Origin of the sequence: Streptomyces flavofungini, assembly GCF_030388665.1 — a bacterium.
Lineage (GTDB): Bacteria > Actinomycetota > Actinomycetes > Streptomycetales > Streptomycetaceae > Streptomyces > Streptomyces flavofungini_A.
Genome location: NZ_CP128846.1, coordinates 4,843,702 through 4,861,946 on the forward strand (window position 1 = coordinate 4,843,702; position 18,245 = coordinate 4,861,946).

An 18,245-nucleotide genomic window follows, 5' to 3' on the forward strand; every position below is an offset into this window, starting at 1 on the left:
ACGGATAGCGGCGTGCTCGGTCGGCCGGCGCACGGGCAGCGCGCTCATTACGGGCGGCCTCCCGCGAGGATCACGGCGAGCTCGCGGGCCTGGTCGCGCAGCGCGTCGGCCTGTGCGGTGAGCGCGTCGGCCATGGCCTCCAGCCCGGCCAGGCCCGTCGGGTACCAGTCCCCACCGATGTGGACGCCGACGAACGGCAGGCGCAGGAACGAGTCGTCCACGTACGGGCGGACCTCCAGTGCGGTCACCAGGTGGATGGCCGGGCCGCGGCGGGTGGGCAGCGTCAGCGGCCGGTCCGGGCCGAAGTGGGAGAGGTCGACGCGGTACTGCGGGGGGCCCTCGTGGCCGATGCACCAGTCGGGGCAGGTGATCGTGATGGGCCCGTGGTCGAGGGTGTGCACCGTGACGGTGCGCGCCGCGCTCACCGCCCGGCCTCGGCGGCGAGCAGCTCGGCGGTGCGTGCCTTGATCCGGGCGTCGGTCGCCTCGCGGTCGGCCGCCGCGATCTCCGGGTCACCCTCGAAGTCGTCGACCGCCACGGTCTCCGCGTAGTCGATGAGCGTCTCGAAGCGGTCGAAGAAGGCGCGGGCCTCCCGGAGCGCGCTCCGAGCCTCGGCGATGCTCAGCTCGGCGGTGTCCTTGTTGTTGTGCAGCCACAGCTGGGTGTGGCGCCCGTACGCCTGCGACCGGTAGTCGGAGACGACGACCTCGGCGCCGAGCCACGGCAGGTCACCGCAGTCGATGGCGCGCATCGTGGTCTCGATCGGCGTGGTGCGGCGGGCGCCGAGCCCCTCGTCGGGGGTGAGGGCGCGCTGCGCGGCGGTGAGCGGGCCGTCCTCGTTGAGGAAGGCGGTCACGGTCATGCCGCGCTCGGCGAGCTGCGCGCGCAGCCTGGTCTCGGCCTCGTTGAGGCTGATCTGACGGGAGTCGTATCCGGCCTCGATGTGGTGGTCGGCGCCGGAGACGGGCCACCAGATGACGAGCTGTCCGGGGGTGAGCTCGGTGTGCCTGATCAGGACCGAGACGGTCTCGGTGCCGGGGTGTTGGCGGGCATGCTCGACGAGGTAGGGCAGGTGCTGGTTCGTGGTCGTGTCGAGGGCGGGGATGGTGTTCGTCATCAGACCGCCACCACCGTCAGGGCCTCGAAGCGGGCGGCGATGGTGCGGTCCTTGGGGCGGTAGGTGGCCAGGCGGGCGGCGAAGGTGGCGGCGGCGTACAGCTTCACCTTGACGGCCTTGCGGGCGCGGCCCTTGAGCTTGACGGTGGCCTCGCGGGTGGCGTCGGGGGTCACGCCGCGGGAGAAGGCGGCGGAGAAGCGGTGCGCGGTGGCGTCGTCGAGGCCGGCGGCGACGAGGCGGGTGCGGGCGGTCTGGGGGGTGCCGGTGGCGACGGCCTTGGTGGCGCGGCGGGTGGCGCGGGTTCCGGCCGTGCGGCGGCGGAGGGTGGCGCGAAGGGCACGGCGCGTGGCGCGGTGCTCGCGGCGGGTGGAAGACTTCCTCATAGCGATCTCCTGGTGATGTCAGGTAGGTCGTGAGGCCCCGTGCCGGTGGGACTTGGCGGAAACACCGGCACGGGGCCGCCCCGTTTCCGGAGTGGCTAACCTTGCAACTACAGAGTATCCGGAAACCTTGTAGATACACAAGGCTCATGCGAAGATTCCCCGCAACTACACGCGAGGGAGAGAAGTGAGCGACGGACAGACGACGCCCCGACACACGAGGACTCGACCTATCCGGGTGCCGGGTCCCCTATGGGATGCGTACGGGCGCATCTGCGAGCGACTCGGTACCGACCGGACGAACGACTTGCTGGACCACATGCGCGCGCGCGTCCGGGAGCACGGTGACGAAGCGGATCGTGCCGGGCTTGCGGCGGCGGAGGCCGAGTTGGCCGAGCGTCGGGCACGCAAAGGCGGCCGGCCGAAGCGCTCTCCGGAGAGTTGACGGTGCATCAGGGGATTCCGTCTCACGAACGTCTCACAGAGCCGGTGTCTCGATGCGCTGTCAGGGCCTCTGACCTGCCGCTGGGTCACTCGCCATAGAGCCCATAGAGCCCATGGAGGGAATTCAGATCACTACGGATCAGAAGGTTGCAGGTTCGAATCCTGCCGAGTGCACAGCAGCCCAGAGGCCCTGTGGAGTGATCCACAGGGCCTCTGGCTTTTGTCTTGACGGCAGTGTTTGACGGCAACCGCCCTCGAGAGCCGATCAGACGGCTACGAGGACATCGGCCGCGCCGTCGTCATCGTCCGTTGCGTTGCCGTCACCCCTCAGGGCATCCCCGACGCGATCGAACGCCGAGCGCTGCGAGTCGAGCCGGACGAAGGTGTAGACGTCCATGGTCACGCGGATCGAGCTGTGGCCCAGGATTTCCATGATCATGCGAGCGTCGGCGCCCTGTTCGTGAAGCAGGGAGGCGCAGGTGTGGCGCAGGTCATGGAAGCGGACCTTACGGACTCCGGCGCGAGTGCACAGCACCTCGAAGGACCGGTTCAGGTTGCGCGGCTCGATCGGTGTCCCGTTCTTGGTGGTGAAGACGAGGCCCTGCCCCGTGCCCTTCCAGTTGTCCCCCGCGCCCTTCCGGTCGGCGATTTGCTGGGCACGCTGAGCACGGAGCGCCGTCACGCACTCGGACGGCAGCGCCACGCGACGGGCCGAACGCTGAGTCTTCGGAGCGACGATCAGCAGTTCCCCACCGACGCGCTGTAGGGCTTGCCGAACGGTGAGCACCCCTTCGTGAAGATCCACGTCCGACCAGCGCAGCCCCAGCAGCTCACCGCGCCGCAGACCGATGCGGACCGCCAGTTCGTACGCGGCCCACAGACGGTTGTCCCGAGCGGCCGCCACCGTTCCAAGCCGAATCGGCCGCAGAGCCGCAGACAGAGCCCCATGCGTCATGCAGCTGTGCTGACAACGTCCCGGCCGAAATGAGGCCGAGGACCGTGACGCATCGAAGAAGCGTGGCTGAGGCCGGCGGGTGGTTGCTGGAAACACACGTGACGGGTGCTCGTTCGGCGCACCCGCCGTCGTGGCTGACTTTCGGTGGCTCAGGTCAGAACTCCTCTCTAACTCGACAACGAGGGACCGGGGTTCCAGCAGCACCCGCATACGAGCACGCCAACCGCCCCGGTACCATCGGCACCGGGGTCCTGATCAGGGATTCCGCGACGGGGCCACCCTGAATGCTGTCCAGGCGGAGGGGTGGTCCGGTCTTCTGCTTGTGGGTCTACGGCTCAGCTCAGGGCCTTACCGACCTCGTAGATCGTGGGCCTGTCCTCGGGAGCCGGACTGAGCATGGCGTCGATCAGTTCGCCCAGCTCGCCGTGCACCTTCACCGGCCGGCGTTTGCCACTCGCGACGGCTTGTCTCTGCTCGGGGCGCGGTACGTCGTCCGGGTACTCGACGGCCCGCCAGCCTGTGGCGGAAATGAGCAGGGACGCGCCGAGCGCATAGATGTCCGCTTCCTGCGTAGGCTGCGCCTCTCCGGTCGCAAGCACGCTGCGCGCGATCTCCGGCGCCTCGTAGTGGACGAGGCAGCCGCGGAACGGGAAGTCGTACCCCTCGGGGACGTGTCCACCCCGTGCCAAGGCCAGGTCGATGAGGTGCGTGCGATCCGGGCCGATGATGAAGTGTGCGGGCTGCACGTCGCCGTGGGCCCAGCCCTTGCCATGTAGCTCGGCCAGCGCCTCTACGCAGCCGAGGGCCGCGCTGGTATGAGGCTTCGTACGAGAGCCCGGCTCACGACAGGGCTTCCACAGCTCGTACAGGTCGGGCCCTTCGTGCCACGGCTGGAAGTTCCAGGTGCCCAACTCCCATTCGCCGTACGCGCAGTCATCGACGCCGAGTCGGTACAGCACGGCTCCCTCGCGCGCGGGGGCGAGCGCCGTCCAGGGCTGGGCGGGCCAGTCGGCCGTAGCTGCGATCGGATAACCGACCTTCACCGCGTACTGCCCGCGATGGCTCTCGACCTCCCAGACCCTTGAGCCCCGACGATTGACGACCAGGCGCTGAGCCTAGGGCATCAGTGCATCGAGCACGACGATCGGCAGTTCAGGGGGTGTCCCGGACAACGTCTGTTCTCCTTCCGGGCGGCGCAGCCGACCCCGCATCGAGGTCGGCCGCGCCGCTGGTGTCGTGTCGCTACGCCTGACCGTACGGACGGCCGCAGTCCGCGTCGCACTGCGCGAGGTTCGTGCCGTCTACGGTCCAGAGGTCGTCGAAGACCATGAATCCGGCCGCCTTCATCGCGTGTGCGGACGCGGCGACCTTCTTCGGGTCTCGGGGGCTTCCGCCCGGCATGGGGTTGTGGTGGAGGAAGCGGCCGGCGTACCGGTCGCAGAGCGCGGCGTACTCCTTCGTGTGCAGGATGAGCGCGTGCAGACCGAGGTCCACGTCGTCGGACGGGACCATGGGGACGGTCGCGGTCGCGGCGGTGACCAGGAAGGCCACCGCCTGGTCCGCGATCCGCCCGGCCCGTTCGCGGGACTGCCCGTCGTGGACGATCACGAAGTGGGTGAGGCTGTCGAACAGCTCCTCACCAGCCACCGCGCGACCGGTCTTCTGGTCGTTGGCCGTTGCCGTCATGCGGATACTCCTCGAGTGTCGCTGTGTGTGGAACTTGCGCTCGCATCGGTCGCCGAGGCACGGCCTATGGCGACCGGGGGATGGAAGGCCGACCCGAACGGGGAAGGGGGAGCCAGGGAAGGTGGCACCCCGTTCGGGGCGGCCGGTCTACTGGCTGGTGCCGAGGGCCATGCCGATCACCAGGCCACACGATCCGCTGATCGTGATGATGAACAGGACTCCCGCGTACCGGCCGATGGCGCGGATCACAGGCCGTCCCGGCTGTTGCCGTTCTTGATGGCCAGGCGGGCGCTCAGATCTTCCCGCGCGGTCGGGGCCACCACGTTGTTCGGCAGGGCATCCCACTCGACGCCGCCACCGACGGGCCTTATCTGCACCCGGGCGCCGACCTCGCCCATGACGACGCCGATACGTCCACTGGCAGTGTCCTTTGCCAGTTCACCGATGCCTGGTCTGGTCTGCTGGTTGCTCGCCATGCGGACGAGCATCCTGCCGCTCATCAGGACGTCGGAACCTCCGACAAACCCCACTTCGGGACGTCCCGCATCGGGTAGAACGTCCCTAGTGCCGTCCCCGACTGTTAGGAGAGATTGGGATGCCGAACGAGAGGTTACGTGCTGCCATGGCGGCCGGCGGCTGGACTTACGCCGCCCTTGCGGACAAGGTCGAAGTCGACCCCAAGTCCGTTGAACGATGGGTCAATCTGGGGCGTACGCCGCGCCGGGCCACGGCCATGCTGGCAGCGGAAATTCTAGGAGAAGACGTGCACGCTCTATGGCCCGCGCTCCGGCAGGCACGCCCTGCCCGCGCTGTCAGTCCGGAACTTGTGGCTCTCTACGACCAGCGGGCGGACATCCCCGTGTCCACCTTCGTGGACGTGCTGACCCAGGCGCGCGAGCACATCGACGTGCTGGTGTACGCCGCCGTCTTCCTGCACGAGGCGTACCCGCGGCTCAACGACTTGTTGCGAGAGCGAGCGGACGCCGGGTGCGCGGTCCGTATCGCGATCGGCGACCCGGACAGTACGAACGTCCAACAGCGCGGTGCGGAGGAGAGGTTCGGCCACGGGATCGAGTCCCGTTGCCGACTCGCCCTCATGCACTACCGCCCGCTTGCCGGGGTACCTGGCATCGAGGTGCGCACCCATGCCACCACGCTCTACAACTCGATCTATCGTGCGGATGACCAAGCACTGGTCAATGCTCATGTCTGGGGCGTGAACGCCTACGGCGCTCCCGTCTGGCATCTCCGCCGCAGCGGGAAGGGTGGCATGTTCGACACCTACGCCAGCAGCTTCGATGCGGTGTGGGAAACCGCGACGCCGGTACGAGAAGGGTGACCATGGCACGGACCGAGTACTACGACGACCCAGCGGCACCGGAGCCGAACAGCCTGGTGGTCGCCGCGTCCGCCGTGGTCACCGACGACGAAGGGCGCGTACTCCTTCAGCGCCGCAGGGATAACGATCTGTGGGCGCTGCCAGGTGGCGGCATGGAGATGACGGACTCACTCCCAGGAACGGCCGTCCGCGAGGTGAAGGAAGAAACCGGACTGGACGTAGAGATCACCGGGCTCGTGGGCACGTACACAGACCCTCGCCACATCATCGCCTACTCGGACGGTGAGGTGCGTAGGCAGTTCAACGTCTGCTTCACCGCCCGCGTGGTCGGGGGCCGGCTCGCGATCTCGGACGAGTCCACGGAGCTGCGGTTCGTTCAGCCGGAGGAAATCGATCAGCTACCGATGCACCACACACAGCGGCTCCGGATCCGTCACTTCCTGGAGCACCGAGAGCAGCCCTATCTCGGCTGACCTCGTAGGTGTGGATCTCCGACGATATTCGGCCCTCCCCACATGCCCCTGCGTAAGCTGGAGCCACCTTAGTGAGGCGGGATATCGGGGGTAGGGCAGCATGGACGACCGGCTTCGCGACTTCGCGAAGGGCTCACCCAACTTCGGGGTGCTGTATCAGCACCAGCCGCTGCTCTCCCTGTACGGGGCTTCCGCCGAAGCGACCGTGTTCACGAACCCCAACTCCTCCCTGGTCCAGGCAGGCCAGTTCGGCGAGGTCCTCGCCGAGGAACTGGTCGCCCGTATCGGGATGCGGATCGAGGGCGACCGGCAGATCGACCGGCTGACCGCTCTGACCAGGGCCGGAGTCCTCGTTCCGGAGATTCGCGACGACTTCGACCGGCTGCGCCGCGACCGGAACAAGGCCGCCCACAGCCACCTCTTCGACACGGCGCGGGCTCTGGCCGCCGTGCGGATCTGCTACCGGCTCGGCCTCTGGTTCCACGATGCCATCGACGGCCGGCGGACCGTCGCCGAGTTCGTGCCGCCCACGGACCCCGGTGACAGCGCTCAGATCACGGACCCGGCCGAGCTGGCCGAGCTGCGCGAGGCCCTCGACGGCCACCGCCAGGCGCTCACGCAGGCCCGCATGCGGCTCGCCGAGGCCGGCGACGCGCTGGAAGCCGAGCGTAGGGCGCGGGCCGAGGCCGAGAATCTGATCGCCAGCGCCGACGCCAACAAGAGCGAACTGCTCGCACGGGTCGAGCAGTTGAGCACGCAAATCGAAGAGCTGCGCGCCGACCAGCAGACGAAGTACGAGGCCGCTCGCAGGGAGCCGCGCACGGTCGACGCCAAGCGGCGCGAAGCGATCATCCACCGTGCCCAGCGGCCCGCCGCACTCAACGAGGTGCAGGCCCGCGAAGCGATCGACGAAATGCTGCACGCGGCCGGATGGGTCGTCCAGGACCGCGACCAGGTCAACCCGGGAGGGAACCAGGGCGTGGCTGTACGTGAGTTCACGCTGGCCACCGGCCGCGCGGACTACGTCCTGTATGTCGACGGCAGGATCGTCGGTGTGATCGAGGCCAAGCGGGAGGGCGACCACCTCTCCAGCGCCGTGGAGCAGAACGACCGGTATGCGGCTGGCGTCCTCAAGGAGCACCGGCTCGCCGTCTGGCGGGAGGCGGAGCCGTTCGCGTTCCGCTACGCGACGACCGGCACCGAGACCTATTTCATCAACCGCCTCGATCCCGACGCCCGCTCCCGAGAGGTGTTCTCCTTCCACCGCCCCGAGACGGTGGCCGCCTGGATGCGCCGCGCCGACGAGACACCGGCCGTCCCGACGTTCCGGGCTGCCCTACGCCGACTGCCCGTGCTGGAGCCGAACGGCCTGCGTCTCGCACAGATCGACGCCATCAGCGGCCTGGAGAAGTCCCTAGGAGAGGACCGGTCGCGGGCACTGATCCAGATGGCGACGGGCGCCGGCAAGACCTTCACCGCCGTGGCACAGACCTACCGGCTGCTCAAGCACGCCAAAGCGCGCCGGGTCTTGTTTCTTGTCGACCGGAACAACCTGGGCAGGCAGGCGTACGACGAGTTCCGCAAGTTCACGACACCAGACGATGGCCGCAAGCTGTCGGACATCTACAACGTCGACCGGCTCGGGGCGGCGGGCCTCCAGGACACCTCGTCGGTAGTCATCTGCACGATCCAGAAGATGTACTCGCTGCTGCGCGGGGAGACCCTCGTCGATGACGAGCAGGCGGACGAGGCATCGGACAGCACGGCGTACGAGGACACGTACGCGACGGATCTGCCTATTGAGGTCTCCTACAACCCGAAGGTTCCAATCGAGTCCTTCGACCTGATCATCGTGGACGAGTGTCACCGCTCGATCTACGGCCTGTGGCGGGGCGTGCTGGAGTACTTCGACGCACACCTGGTTGGTCTGACCGCCACTCCCACACTCCAGACCCTCGGCTTCTTCGGACGCAACCTGGTCTCCGAGTACACCTATCCGCAGGCCGTCGCGGACGGGGTGAACGTCGACTTCGACGTCGTACGGATGCGCACCGACCTGCGCGAGAAGGGCGCCGCGACCATCGAGTCGGGCACGACGGTGCGGGTTAAGGACCGCAAGACGCGGCGGCAGCGCTACCAGGAACTGGAAGACGACTTCACCTACACGACCGGGCAGATCGGCCGCTCAGTGGTGACGGTGGACGAGATCCGGGCGGTGCTCACCGCGTACCGGGACAACTGGCGGCGCTGGTTCCCCGGCCGGACCGAGCTGCCGAAGACCCTCATCTTCGCGGTCGGCGAGGACCATGCGGAAGACGTCCTCGCCCAGGTCAAGGAAGTCTTCGGGCGCGGCGACGACTTCGCGAAGAAGATCACGTACAAGAGTCGTCAGGCTGGCGAGGACCCAGACGAACTGATCCGTGCCCTGCGGACCTCGCCCCGGATGCGTGTCGCCGTCACCGTAGACATGATCGCGACCGGTACGGACGTGAAGGCCCTGGAGTGCGTGATCTTCCTGCGCGAGGTGCGCAGCGCCGTCCTCTTCGAGCAGATGAAGGGCCGCGGCGCCCGCACCATCGACGCGACCGAGCTCCAGGAGGTAACCCCGGACGCGGACGCCTCGGTCCGCAAGGACAGGTTCGTACTCGTCGACGCGGTCGGCGTGACGGACTCTCCACTGGTGGACGCCAAGCCGCTGGTGCCGGCGGGTGAGCGGCAGGTTTCGCTGGCGAAGCTGCTGGACAAGGCCGGTACAAAATCAATCAGTACTGGTGAGGCCGAGATCCTAGCGGGACGACTGGCCCGGCTTAACCAGCAGCTGACGGACGAGGAACGCGAGCAACTGACGCGGGCCTCGGGTGGCCGCACCCTGTCGGAGATCGCGGGCGCCATCGTGAAGGCAGTGGACCCGGACCGGCAGGAGCGTGCGCTGGAAGAGGGTGGCCAGGCGGCGGCCAGGCGGCTCGTGGAGGACGCGATCGCACCGCTGACGGATTATCCCGATCTGCGACGCCACATCATCGAGATCCGGCGGGACAAGGACTACCTCTTCGACGAGTTCACGGCCGTCGAGGTGACGGACCTCGACGAGATCCCACGCGAGGAGCGGGCCCGGGAGGAGGTTGGCCGCTGGAGCCGACTTCTGAAAGACGAGCGTGATCGCATCGCGGCGGTCAGCATTGCCCTGACGAGCCCCCGGTCGGTTTCCCCTGCGGAGGCGTACGCCGGGCTGAAGGAACTGGCACTGGAGATCCGCCGCCCGCAGTTCGCCTGGACGCCACAGGTGCTGTGGACGTACTACGAGGACCTGGGTGCGGCGGTCCACTCCGACGGCGGTCGGGAAGCGGGTGTCCCTGACCTGATCTCGCTCATTCGGTACGAGCTCGGGGTGGACGAGGAACTGCGGCCCTACCGTGAGACGGTGGAGGAGCGCTTTGAAGGATGGCTGCTCAAGCAGCAGCAGGCAGGGGCGGACTTCTCGGAGGAGCAGCTGTGGTGGTTGCGGTCCATACGGGACGTGGTGGCGAGCGACGTCGGCATCAGCGCGGCGGAGTTCAACGCCGAGCCCTTCAAGGGGAAGGGCGGAGGACGGGGATTCGCCCACGCGTTTCCGGGGCGGGATGTTCGGTCGTTGTTGAGTGAGCTGAATCGAGAGTTGGCTTGAGCGGGTTGAGTGACGCAGAGCTTCCGAAGGGGTGGGTTTGGGCTACCCTTGGGGATATTGCCAGTTGGGGCAGTGGAGGAACGCCCAAGAGCGGCGTCACCCAATTTTATGGCGGAGATATCCCATGGGTTGTCAGCGGTGATCTGAACGACGAGCCAATCTACTCAACAACGTCGACCATCACGACTGAGGGACTGGACTCGAGCTCGGCGAAATGGGTACCTGAGGGCTCCGTTCTTATCGCCATGTACGGTGCCACGATTGGCAAGCTGGCCGTCACCGGGCGACCGCTCACCACCAATCAAGCAGTGGCGTTTGCAACCCCACATAAAGCGCTCATCGACAAGCGGTTCATGTTCTGGTATCTACGGTCCCAGCGTGACGTCCTCCGTAAGGCCGGGAAGGGTGGGGCGCAGCCAAACATCAGCCAGACAATCCTAAAGGCGTGGCCAATCCCCGTGCCACCGCTCGCTGAGCAGCACCGAATCGTCGAGGCCATCGAGGGCCACATCTCTCGCCTTGATGTGGCGCAATCCAGCTTGACCGTGAGCGCCCGCCGCTCGGCCAAATTGCTGCAGCGTCTCGCTTCAGTCGCAGTGGCAATAGATGCCACAACTGCACACACGACAACATTGGGCGCAGTGGCAAGTGTCGTAAAGAACGGCATTTTCATTTCTCGTCCCGGTAGCGAACCAATCGGGGTCCCCATCCTCCGAATCGGCGCTGTTCGCCCTTTGAGGCTGGATACAACCGATATCCGCTACACAGGCCTACAGGACAACTCGGAGGAATTGTCAGGGTCCCTCCTTAACGCCGGCGACCTTCTCTTCACTCGCTACAACGGAAACCCCGAGTATGTGGGTGCATGCGCCGTAGTCCCTGATGCCACAGGATCGCTCACCTATCCCGACAAACTGATTCGCGTCGTCGTGGACCGTCAGGTGGTATTGCCAGAATACGCTGCCCTAGCCTGTTCTGCCGGAGCAGCACGTCAATACATTCGTCAGCGCGTCAAGACGACTGCCGGCCAAGCAGGTATCTCGGGACGAGAGCTTAAGAGCGTGCCCCTCGTACTCCCCAGCGTCGAAGAACAACAGCGCAGAGTTCGGCAGTACCAAGCCGCTGCGGAAGCCATAGGAATGTTGCAAGGAGGAATCGAGCGGGCAAGCATTCGCAGCCTGCACCTACGTAACGCCCTCTTGCATCGTGCCTTCAGTGGTCAGCTCGTCCCCCAGGACCCCGCCGACGAGCCCGCTTCCGTCCCCCTCGGACGCATCCGCACCAAGCGCGAGGCCCAGGACGACAAGCCCAAGCGGGCCGTCCGCCGCCCTCGCAAGACGGTCACCGCAGACGCACCGCCCCCGCCCCCCGCATCTACAACATCCTCCTCCCCCGCCAACGCCGTTCAGCAGGAGCTTCCGCTGTGACCCCCGCATCCCCCGCCCTGGCGCACGCACAGACCAACGCCCTGGTCGCCAAGCTCTGGAACTACTGCAATGTCCTCCGGGACAACGGCCTTTCCACCATCGAATACGTCGAGCAACTCTCGTACCTGCTCTTTCTCAAGATGGCCGACGAGATCGCCTCCGACCCCTTCACGGAGCAGGAAGCCAAGGCCGTCGTACCCACCGAGTACGATTGGCAGTCCCTCGCCCGTCTCAAGGGCATCGACCTGGAAGTCCACTACCGCAAGACCCTCGAAGAGCTCGCGAAGAATCCCGGGACCACCCTAGGCACGATCTTCGCCAAGTCCCAGAACCGAATTACAGAGCCCGCCCTCCTTGAAAAGCTTGTCATCGATCTGATCGGCAAGGAGGACTGGACGATCCAGGGGACGGACCTCAAGGGCGATGCTTACGAGGGCTTGCTCGCCAAGGGTGCCGAGGACACCAAGACGGGTGCTGGCCAGTACTTCACGCCCCGCGCGCTCATCGACGCCATGGTCGACGTAATGCAGCCGAGACCCGAGGACACGATCACCGACCCCGCCTGCGGGACCGGAGGCTTTCTGATCGCGGCGCACAGCTACATCCGCAAGCACCACATGCAGCACCTGTCACGGGAACAGCGTCTTGAACTCGGGTCCGGCAAGATCTGGGGCAACGAACTGGTCACCGGCACGGCCCGCCTGGCAGCCATGAACATGCTGCTGCACGGCATCGGTGACGCCGACGGCAAGTCACTCATCACCGTGGGCGACGCCCTCGCCGACAAGCCTGACCGCCATGCGTCACTCGTACTCGCCAACCCGCCCTTCGGCAAGAAATCCGCGATCACGATTGTCGGAACGGACGGCAAGGCCGAGAAGGAAGACATCTCATACGAGCGAGACGACTTCCGCGCCACCACCACCAACAAGCAGCTCAACTTCCTCCAGCACATCATGTCGCTGCTGGAGATGAACGGCCGAGCGGCCGTGGTGCTGCCGGACAACGTGCTCTTCGAAGGCGGCGCGGGCGAGAAGGTCCGCCGACGCCTGCTCGACGAGTTCGACCTGCACACGATCCTGCGCCTGCCCACTGGCATCTTCTACGCGGGCGGCGTCAAGGCCAATGTCGTGTTCTTCGAGAAGAAGCCGCCCCGCAGCGGGAACGCCCACAACACCTCAAAGCTCTGGGTCTACGACTTCCGCACCGCCAAGCACTTCACCCTCAAACAACACCCCCTGACCCGTGCGGCTCTGGACGAGTTCGTCGAGGCGTACCTGCCAGGCAAGCCGCGCAGCGAGCGGGTGGAGTCCGAGCGTTTCAAATCCTTCGACTACGACGAGCTCATCGCCCGCGACAAGGTGAATCTCGACATCACGTGGATGAAGGACCCGGCTCTCGACGATGCCGACAGCCTGCTGCCGCCCGAGGTGATTGCCCAGGAGATCGTCGAGGACTTGCAGGCCGCGCTGAGTGAGTTCGCGGCCATCGCGGAGGCCCTCGGCGGTGAGATCTCGGCCGACACCGACGCGATTGAGCCAACTGAGAGCGGCTGAACCGTAACTGGGTTGCCCCTCCCTCGTCCCGCCGGAATCCTAAATTCCCAGACCAGCGAGACGGGGGAGTTCCATGCCAGCCGCACAGCCGCAGACACGCGAGTTCCGGGCCTTCCTGACCAACCTGGAGTACGCCCGGAAAATGATCGTGGCGGGTCAGAGTCTGGCTGCCTTCCAGTCCCCTGTCATCGACATCGGCGACTTTTATCGGGCTGCCTGGGTCCAGGCTGTCAGCGCTATCGACCATTGGTTCCACGAGGAGCTCTACCGGCGCGTCGCGGAGCTGGCCGCCGCAGACAGCCCCGGGATGCCCTACCAGTTGACGAAGTTCGAGTTGCCTCTGGTCAAGGTGGAGGAAGTCCGGCGCGGTACGACGACACTCGCCGACGCCGTCTCCGAGCACGCCAAGGCGAAGTGGGGCAACGCGGCGCTGCAGAATCCTCGCAAGATCAGCGAGGCGCTGAAGCTGGTGACGGAAGAGGATATTTGGGCCAAGGCGGCCGTTCAACTCAACGAGTGGAACCACGGCCGTACGTCCATGAACGCGCAGACCCTGAAGCAGAAATACAACTCGATCACCGATCGTCGCAACAGGATCGCCCACGACGCGGACCTGCTGGACGGCGACCTCAAGCGTCGCCGCCCCATCTCCGACGCTGACGTGACCGACGCGATCGACTGGATCGAGCGAATCGCCCTCGCCATCGCCACTGTGCTGGGATGAGTAGACCTCTCAGGCCCTTCATTGCGACGAGGTCACCGTTCGGAGTTGACGGCAGTTCTGACGGCAACGACGGCACACTGAGGCGCATGATCGCCAAGCTGAGCGATCGGAGCAGGAGGCCGCTGGCACTCCCCAGGGCGGGGTGCCCGATCCTACGGATCAGAAGGTTGCAGGTTCGAATCCTGCCGAGTGCACAGTTGGACGAAGGCCCTGCGGATCACTCCGCGGGGCCTTTGTCGTGCGGTCGCTCAAGCCGGTGCCTCGGTGGGCGTCACGGCCTGGGGGCGTGCGGCCACGACGGGGCGGCGGCGGTTCGGGAGGCCGAGGGTCGGGTTGGCGACGGCCCAGGCCGCGCTCTTGCAGACCAGTTCCTTGTACGTGGCGGCGAACCGGCCCGTCAGGGCTGCCTTGACGGCGCGGTCGTCGGCCGTGACGTACTGGATCAGGCCCTCCTTGCGGCCCAGTGAGACGCACTGGTTGAAGTAGCGGAGCGGGGTCTTTGAGATCTTGCCGCCGGTCAGGCGGGCCGCGATCGCGTCGGCGGCCTGCCAGGCCATGGGGGCGCCCGTGGCGCACGACATGCGCAGCGGCTTGTCGCCCGGGCCCATCGCCATCGCCGCGTCGCCGACGGCGTACACGTCCGGGTGCGAGAGCGAGCGCATGGTCCTGTCGACCATGATCTGGCCGGTGTCGGTGACCTTCAGAGTGGTGGCCCGCGCGATCGGGTGGACCGCGAAGCCGGCGGTCCACACGGTGACGGCCGCCGGGACGGACGCGCCGTCCGCGGTCGTGACGTGGTCGGCCTCGACGCGGGTGACGGCGGCGTGTTCGTGCGCGGTGATGCCGAGCCCGGCGAAGACCTTGCGCACGTGGGCGCGGCCCTTGGGGGAGAGCCACTCGCCGAGGGCGCCGCGGGCGGTGAGGGCGACGTCGAGGTCCGGGCGGGCCTCGGCGATCTCGGTCGCGGCCTCCAGGCCGGTCAGGCCGCCGCCGACCACGACCACGGGCTGTCCCGCCTCCAGCCGGGCCAGGCGCTCGCGCAGCCGCAGCGCGCCCGGGCGGCTCGCGATCTGGTCGGCGAACTCGGCGGTGCCGGGGACTCCTTGGCTGTTCCAGCCGCTGCCGAGGGCGTAGACGAGGGTGTCGTACTCCAGGGTCTCCTCGGGCGCTCCGTTCGGCGCCCCCTCCGGGGCTTCGGTCTCCCCGGGCGGTGTCGTCTCCGTGACGGTCACCGTCTTGCGGTCGACGTCGACCGAGGTCACCTTCGCGAGCTTCAACGCGACGCCGGTGCCCGCGAACATCTCGCTGAACGGCCGGGGCTTGAGGTCCTGGCCGACCGCGAGCTGGTGCATGCGGACGCGCTCGACGAAGTCGGGCTCGGCGTTGACGAGGGTGATGGCGACGTCCTCGCGGCGCAGCCGCCTGGCGAGGCGTCCGGCGGCGGAGGCTCCGGCGTATCCGGCTCCGAGGACGATGATGCGGTGCTGCTGCATGGTCATGCTCCCTGTCTCGGCTCTTCCGCGGCGTCGGCTCTCTCGCGGTGTTCGCCCCTTGAACCGGATGGCCCGGCGTTTTCTGACAGGGGTGTGATGTGAGGCGCGTCACATGGGGTGCGCGGGGGTGTCCGGGGTGGGGTGCAGTGGTGGTGAGGGTGGGGGCGCGCGGGCGGGGCCGGAGGGCTCAGAAGGCGTTGAACAGGGGGTTTCCGTGGTCCTCTGTCGCCCATCGCTCGGTCGCGCGGACCAGCTTGTCCGGGTTGACCTGGTTGCGGAACGCCGTGATGCCCTCGGGGGTGACCTCCAGGCACAGGATGCCGACGACCCGGCCGTCGACGACCGCCACGGCGGCGGGTCCGCCGTTGGCCGTCGTCGCGTACACCCCGGCCGTGCCGCCGGCGAAGTCCCGCTTGGCCTTGCCGGGCTTGAACAGGCCCCACATGAACTTCGCGACCGCGACCGCGCCTTCGAACGGCTTCGCGCGGGCCGGGATCTTGCCCCCGCCGTCGCCGATGGCGATGGCGTCGTCGGTGAGCATCCGCACGAGCTGGTCGGTGTTTCCGCTGGTCGCGGCCGCGAGGAACTCCTCGACGATGCGCCGGGCGGCCGTCTCGTCGATGTCGGTGCGGGCCTTGCCGTCCGCGACCCGCTGCTTGGCGCGGTGGAAGAGCTGCTGGCTGGCGGCGTCGGTGATGTCGAGGATCTCGGCGATCTCGCGGTGCGGGTACGCGAAGGCCTCCCGCAGCACGTACACCGCCCGCTCGTTGGGGGAGAGGCGTTCGAGGACGGTGAGGACCGCGTACGAGACGGATTCGCGCTGTTCGGCGGTGTCGGCCGGGCCCAGCATCGGGTCGCCGGCGAGCAGGGGCTCGGGGAGCCACTCGCCCACGTAGGTCTCGCGGCGCGCGCGGGCCGAGGTCAGCTGGTTGAGGCAGAGGTTGGTGAGGACCTTCGTCAGCCAGGCCTCGGGGACCTCGACGCGGTCGACGTCGGCGGCCTGCCAGCGCAGGAAGGTGTCCTGCACGGCGTCCTCGGCCTCGCTCGCGGAGCCGAGGAGGCGGTAGGCGATGGCCTCCAGGCGGGGCCTGGAAGCCTCGAACCGGTCGACGTCGTCCGTGGTCAAGAGGGCCATGGCCCGGATCCTAGTCCGGTGGCGCCGGCAGGGTCAGTCCCGGTCGCGGCAGCAAGGGCGGCTCCGGCTGCGGCAGTAGCGGCGGCTCCGGCTGTGGCAGTAGCGGCGGATCCGGCTGTGGCAGCCGCGGCGGCTCCGGCAGCCGGGGCGGCTCCGGTCGCGTGCAGGTGCCGTCCCGGTCGCCGCGGTCGGGTCAGGAGCCACCACCTGGGCCGGGTCAGGGAGCCACCGCCTCCAGCGCGTCGACCGAGCCGGACATGATGGTGCGGACGTGGGCGGTGAGGTGGTCGAGGGGCCAGTCCCACCAGGCGAGTTCGAGGAGACGGGCCACGTCATCGTCGTCGTAGCGGCGGCGGATGAGCTTGGCCGGATTGCCGCCGACGATGCCGTAGTCGGGTACGTCCTCGACCACGACCGAGCCGGAGGCGATGACCGCGCCGTGGCCGATGCGGACGCCCGGCATCACCGTCGTGCGGTAGCCGAACCAGACGTCATGGCCGATGACCGTGTCGCCGCGGCCGGGCAGGCCGCTGATCAGGTCGAAGTGCTCGGACCAGGGACCGCCCATGATCGGGAACGGGAAGGTGGAGGGGCCGTCCATGCGGTGGTTGGCGCCGTTCATGATGAACCGCACGCCCTCGCCGAGCGCGCAGAACTTCCCGATGACCAGCTTCTCCGGGCCGTAGTGGTAGAGCACGTTCCGGGTCTCGAAGGCCGTGGCGTCGTCCGGGTCGTCGTAGTACGAGAACTCGCCCGCCTCGATCAACGGCGAGGTGATCAGGGGGCGGAGGAGCACCACACGCGGCTGGTCCGGCATCGGATGCAGGACGTTCGGGTCGGGGGTGAGGGGGAGAGGTGGCACGGGCGGGCTGCTCCTCGGTGTGCGGTTGTGCAGGTGGTCGTCGCAGGGTCGTGGACGGGCTCGTCCGCGGTCCACCCATTTCTGCCCGGGGGCCTGCTTCGGAGAGGGCCGCATGAGGGCTTCTTCCCGAGTGCCGCCGGGCCCAGGAGGTTCCCGGCTCAGGGGACTTCGGGGGCGCCCCACGTGTCCACGGTCACCTCGTCGCCCACGGAGATCTTGCCGGGGGTCAGGATCGCGTACTTCGTGCCGAGGGCCACTCCGCCCTGGGGCGCGCGGCGGTACGAGGCGAGGGTGCGCAGGGGCTCCGGGCCCGCGCGGCGGCCCGCGTCCTGGTCGACGAGGGTGACGGCGCAGCGTATGGCCGGTTTCGTGTAGCCCAGTTCAGCGGTGCCGATCGTGAGGTGGTGGGCGCGGTCCTCGGTGTGCGGCTCGTCCCAGCCCGTGACGACGACGTTGGGGCGGAAGCGGTCCATGGGAAGCAGCTCGGCGCCCCGCTCGACGATCTTCTCGTTCAACAGGTCCACGGTGGAGCGGGAGATGAGGTGCAGCGCGCTGCTGTCGGCGTAGCCCGAGGTGCCAGGGATCCGGCCGTCGGTCACGCGGTGGTGCTCCGGCGGTACGCGGACGAGTCGGCTCGCGGCGCCCAGGACGTCCGACAGCCACGCCGCCACCGCGTCCCCCTGGTCGATCCCTGTGTACGCGGCCCCGAAGAGGTCCACGTCCCGGCGCGGGCCGGTCGTGTCGACGTCCACTCGGACGTCGTCGTGGCCCGGGGCCCGGAGCGTCAGGAGGGCGCCGTCCGTGTCTACGGAGGGGCGGATCAGGGCGAGCCTCGGGTCCCGCCGCTGCGTGCGGTACACCCCCTCCTCGCTGACGACCATGAAGCTGCGGTCGTGCGCCAGGCCCGCCGGGGTCAGGACGGCCTCGCTCGCCGGTGTCCCGGCGCAGCCCTTGACGGGGTAGTACGACAGCTCGGCGACGACAGCCATG

The 18,245-nt window shown here is 67.9% G+C and carries 17 protein-coding genes; 6 read left to right on the top strand and 11 right to left on the bottom strand.

Annotated elements, in window-relative coordinates:
- Window positions 1-47: 47 nt before the first annotated feature.
- From QUY26_RS20330 to QUY26_RS20360, 7 genes are all read right to left on the bottom strand, one after another.
- Window positions 48-425 (bottom strand): DUF6907 domain-containing protein, encoded by a 378-nt coding sequence (locus QUY26_RS20330; RefSeq protein ID WP_289948696.1) that lies wholly within the window; start codon window positions 423-425, stop codon window positions 48-50.
- The gene (locus QUY26_RS20335; protein ID WP_289948698.1) at window positions 422-1,117 is read right to left on the bottom strand and encodes a hypothetical protein; all 696 of its coding nucleotides are present in this window, start codon (window positions 1,115-1,117) and stop codon (window positions 422-424) included. Before QUY26_RS20335 ends, QUY26_RS20330 begins: the two co-directional genes overlap by 4 nt.
- Window positions 1,117-1,500: a hypothetical protein gene (locus QUY26_RS20340; protein ID WP_289948701.1), complete on the bottom strand. Its 384-nt coding sequence runs from the start codon at window positions 1,498-1,500 to the stop codon at window positions 1,117-1,119. Before QUY26_RS20340 ends, QUY26_RS20335 begins: the two co-directional genes overlap by 1 nt.
- Before the next feature lie 706 nt (window positions 1,501-2,206).
- The gene (locus tag QUY26_RS20345) at window positions 2,207-2,845 is read right to left on the bottom strand and encodes a site-specific integrase (protein WP_289948704.1); all 639 of its coding nucleotides are present in this window, start codon (window positions 2,843-2,845) and stop codon (window positions 2,207-2,209) included.
- Window positions 2,846-3,231: 386 nt separating this feature from the next.
- Window positions 3,232-4,002, bottom strand: a complete 771-nt coding sequence (locus QUY26_RS20350) for a protein kinase domain-containing protein (RefSeq protein WP_289955858.1) — start codon at window positions 4,000-4,002, stop codon at window positions 3,232-3,234.
- Window positions 4,003-4,138: 136 nt separating this feature from the next.
- Entirely contained in the window at window positions 4,139-4,582 is a 444-nt protein-coding gene (locus QUY26_RS20355) for a hypothetical protein (RefSeq protein WP_289948706.1), read from the bottom strand.
- 245 nt (window positions 4,583-4,827) lie between these two features.
- Window positions 4,828-5,070 (bottom strand): hypothetical protein, encoded by a 243-nt coding sequence (locus QUY26_RS20360; protein WP_289955859.1) that lies wholly within the window; start codon window positions 5,068-5,070, stop codon window positions 4,828-4,830.
- 107 nt (window positions 5,071-5,177) lie between these two features.
- On the opposite strand from QUY26_RS20360, the gene QUY26_RS20365 reads away from it, so the two are divergent.
- The 6 genes from QUY26_RS20365 to QUY26_RS20390 all read left to right on the top strand — a co-directional run bounded on the left by QUY26_RS20365 (window position 5,178) and on the right by QUY26_RS20390 (window position 13,765).
- Window positions 5,178-5,921, top strand: coding sequence for an XRE family transcriptional regulator (locus QUY26_RS20365; RefSeq protein WP_289948708.1), 744 nt, complete (start codon window positions 5,178-5,180; stop codon window positions 5,919-5,921).
- 2 nt (window positions 5,922-5,923) lie between these two features.
- Window positions 5,924-6,394: an NUDIX domain-containing protein gene (locus QUY26_RS20370; RefSeq protein ID WP_175512619.1), complete on the top strand. Its 471-nt coding sequence runs from the start codon at window positions 5,924-5,926 to the stop codon at window positions 6,392-6,394.
- Between the two features lie 100 nt (window positions 6,395-6,494).
- Complete coding sequence (locus QUY26_RS20375) at window positions 6,495-10,058, top strand: type I restriction endonuclease subunit R (RefSeq protein WP_289948712.1); 3,564 nt, start codon at window positions 6,495-6,497, stop codon at window positions 10,056-10,058.
- A gap of 5 nt (window positions 10,059-10,063) precedes the next feature.
- Window positions 10,064-11,485 carry a restriction endonuclease subunit S gene (locus QUY26_RS20380; protein ID WP_289948714.1) on the top strand — a complete coding sequence of 474 codons (1,422 nt, stop codon included), beginning with the start codon at window positions 10,064-10,066 and terminating at the stop codon, window positions 11,483-11,485.
- Window positions 11,482-13,041, top strand: coding sequence for a type I restriction-modification system subunit M (locus QUY26_RS20385; protein WP_289948717.1), 1,560 nt, complete (start codon window positions 11,482-11,484; stop codon window positions 13,039-13,041). Before QUY26_RS20380 ends, QUY26_RS20385 begins: the two co-directional genes overlap by 4 nt.
- 73 nt (window positions 13,042-13,114) lie before the next feature.
- Window positions 13,115-13,765 carry a HEPN domain-containing protein gene (locus QUY26_RS20390; RefSeq protein ID WP_289948719.1) on the top strand — a complete coding sequence of 217 codons (651 nt, stop codon included), beginning with the start codon at window positions 13,115-13,117 and terminating at the stop codon, window positions 13,763-13,765.
- A gap of 248 nt (window positions 13,766-14,013) precedes the next feature.
- Here QUY26_RS20390 and QUY26_RS20395 read toward each other — a convergent pair whose 3' ends face one another.
- The 4 genes from QUY26_RS20395 to QUY26_RS20410 form a co-directional block, all read right to left on the bottom strand.
- Window positions 14,014-15,258: an FAD-dependent oxidoreductase gene (locus tag QUY26_RS20395; protein WP_289955861.1), complete on the bottom strand. Its 1,245-nt coding sequence runs from the start codon at window positions 15,256-15,258 to the stop codon at window positions 14,014-14,016.
- A 187-nt stretch (window positions 15,259-15,445) separates the two neighbouring features.
- Window positions 15,446-16,393: an RNA polymerase sigma factor SigJ gene (sigJ, locus tag QUY26_RS20400; RefSeq protein ID WP_289948721.1), complete on the bottom strand. Its 948-nt coding sequence runs from the start codon at window positions 16,391-16,393 to the stop codon at window positions 15,446-15,448.
- A gap of 217 nt (window positions 16,394-16,610) precedes the next feature.
- On the bottom strand, window positions 16,611-17,210 hold the full coding sequence (locus QUY26_RS20405) for a CatB-related O-acetyltransferase (protein ID WP_289955863.1): 600 nt from the start codon (window positions 17,208-17,210) through the stop codon (window positions 16,611-16,613).
- A 203-nt stretch (window positions 17,211-17,413) separates the two neighbouring features.
- Window positions 17,414-18,244, bottom strand: coding sequence for an MOSC domain-containing protein (locus QUY26_RS20410; protein ID WP_289948725.1), 831 nt, complete (start codon window positions 18,242-18,244; stop codon window positions 17,414-17,416).
- Window position 18,245: the final 1 nt, after the last annotated feature.

Coding starts and splice junctions, on each gene's coding strand:
- QUY26_RS20335 (WP_289948698.1), bottom strand. CDS start 1,117: ATGACGAACACCATCCCCGCCCTCGACACGACCACGAACCAGCACCTG.
- QUY26_RS20340 (WP_289948701.1), bottom strand. CDS start 1,500: ATGAGGAAGTCTTCCACCCGCCGCGAGCACCGCGCCACGCGCCGTGCC.
- QUY26_RS20355 (WP_289948706.1), bottom strand. CDS start 4,582: ATGACGGCAACGGCCAACGACCAGAAGACCGGTCGCGCGGTGGCTGGT.
- QUY26_RS20360 (WP_289955859.1), bottom strand. CDS start 5,070: ATGCTCGTCCGCATGGCGAGCAACCAGCAGACCAGACCAGGCATCGGT.
- QUY26_RS20365 (WP_289948708.1), top strand. CDS start 5,178: ATGCCGAACGAGAGGTTACGTGCTGCCATGGCGGCCGGCGGCTGGACT.
- QUY26_RS20370 (WP_175512619.1), top strand. CDS start 5,924: ATGGCACGGACCGAGTACTACGACGACCCAGCGGCACCGGAGCCGAAC.
- QUY26_RS20375 (WP_289948712.1), top strand. CDS start 6,495: ATGGACGACCGGCTTCGCGACTTCGCGAAGGGCTCACCCAACTTCGGG.
- QUY26_RS20390 (WP_289948719.1), top strand. CDS start 13,115: ATGCCAGCCGCACAGCCGCAGACACGCGAGTTCCGGGCCTTCCTGACC.
- QUY26_RS20395 (WP_289955861.1), bottom strand. CDS start 15,258: ATGCAGCAGCACCGCATCATCGTCCTCGGAGCCGGATACGCCGGAGCC.
- sigJ (WP_289948721.1), bottom strand. CDS start 16,393: ATGGCCCTCTTGACCACGGACGACGTCGACCGGTTCGAGGCTTCCAGG.
- QUY26_RS20405 (WP_289955863.1), bottom strand. CDS start 17,210: ATGCCGGACCAGCCGCGTGTGGTGCTCCTCCGCCCCCTGATCACCTCG.
- QUY26_RS20410 (WP_289948725.1), bottom strand. CDS start 18,244: ATGGCTGTCGTCGCCGAGCTGTCGTACTACCCCGTCAAGGGCTGCGCC.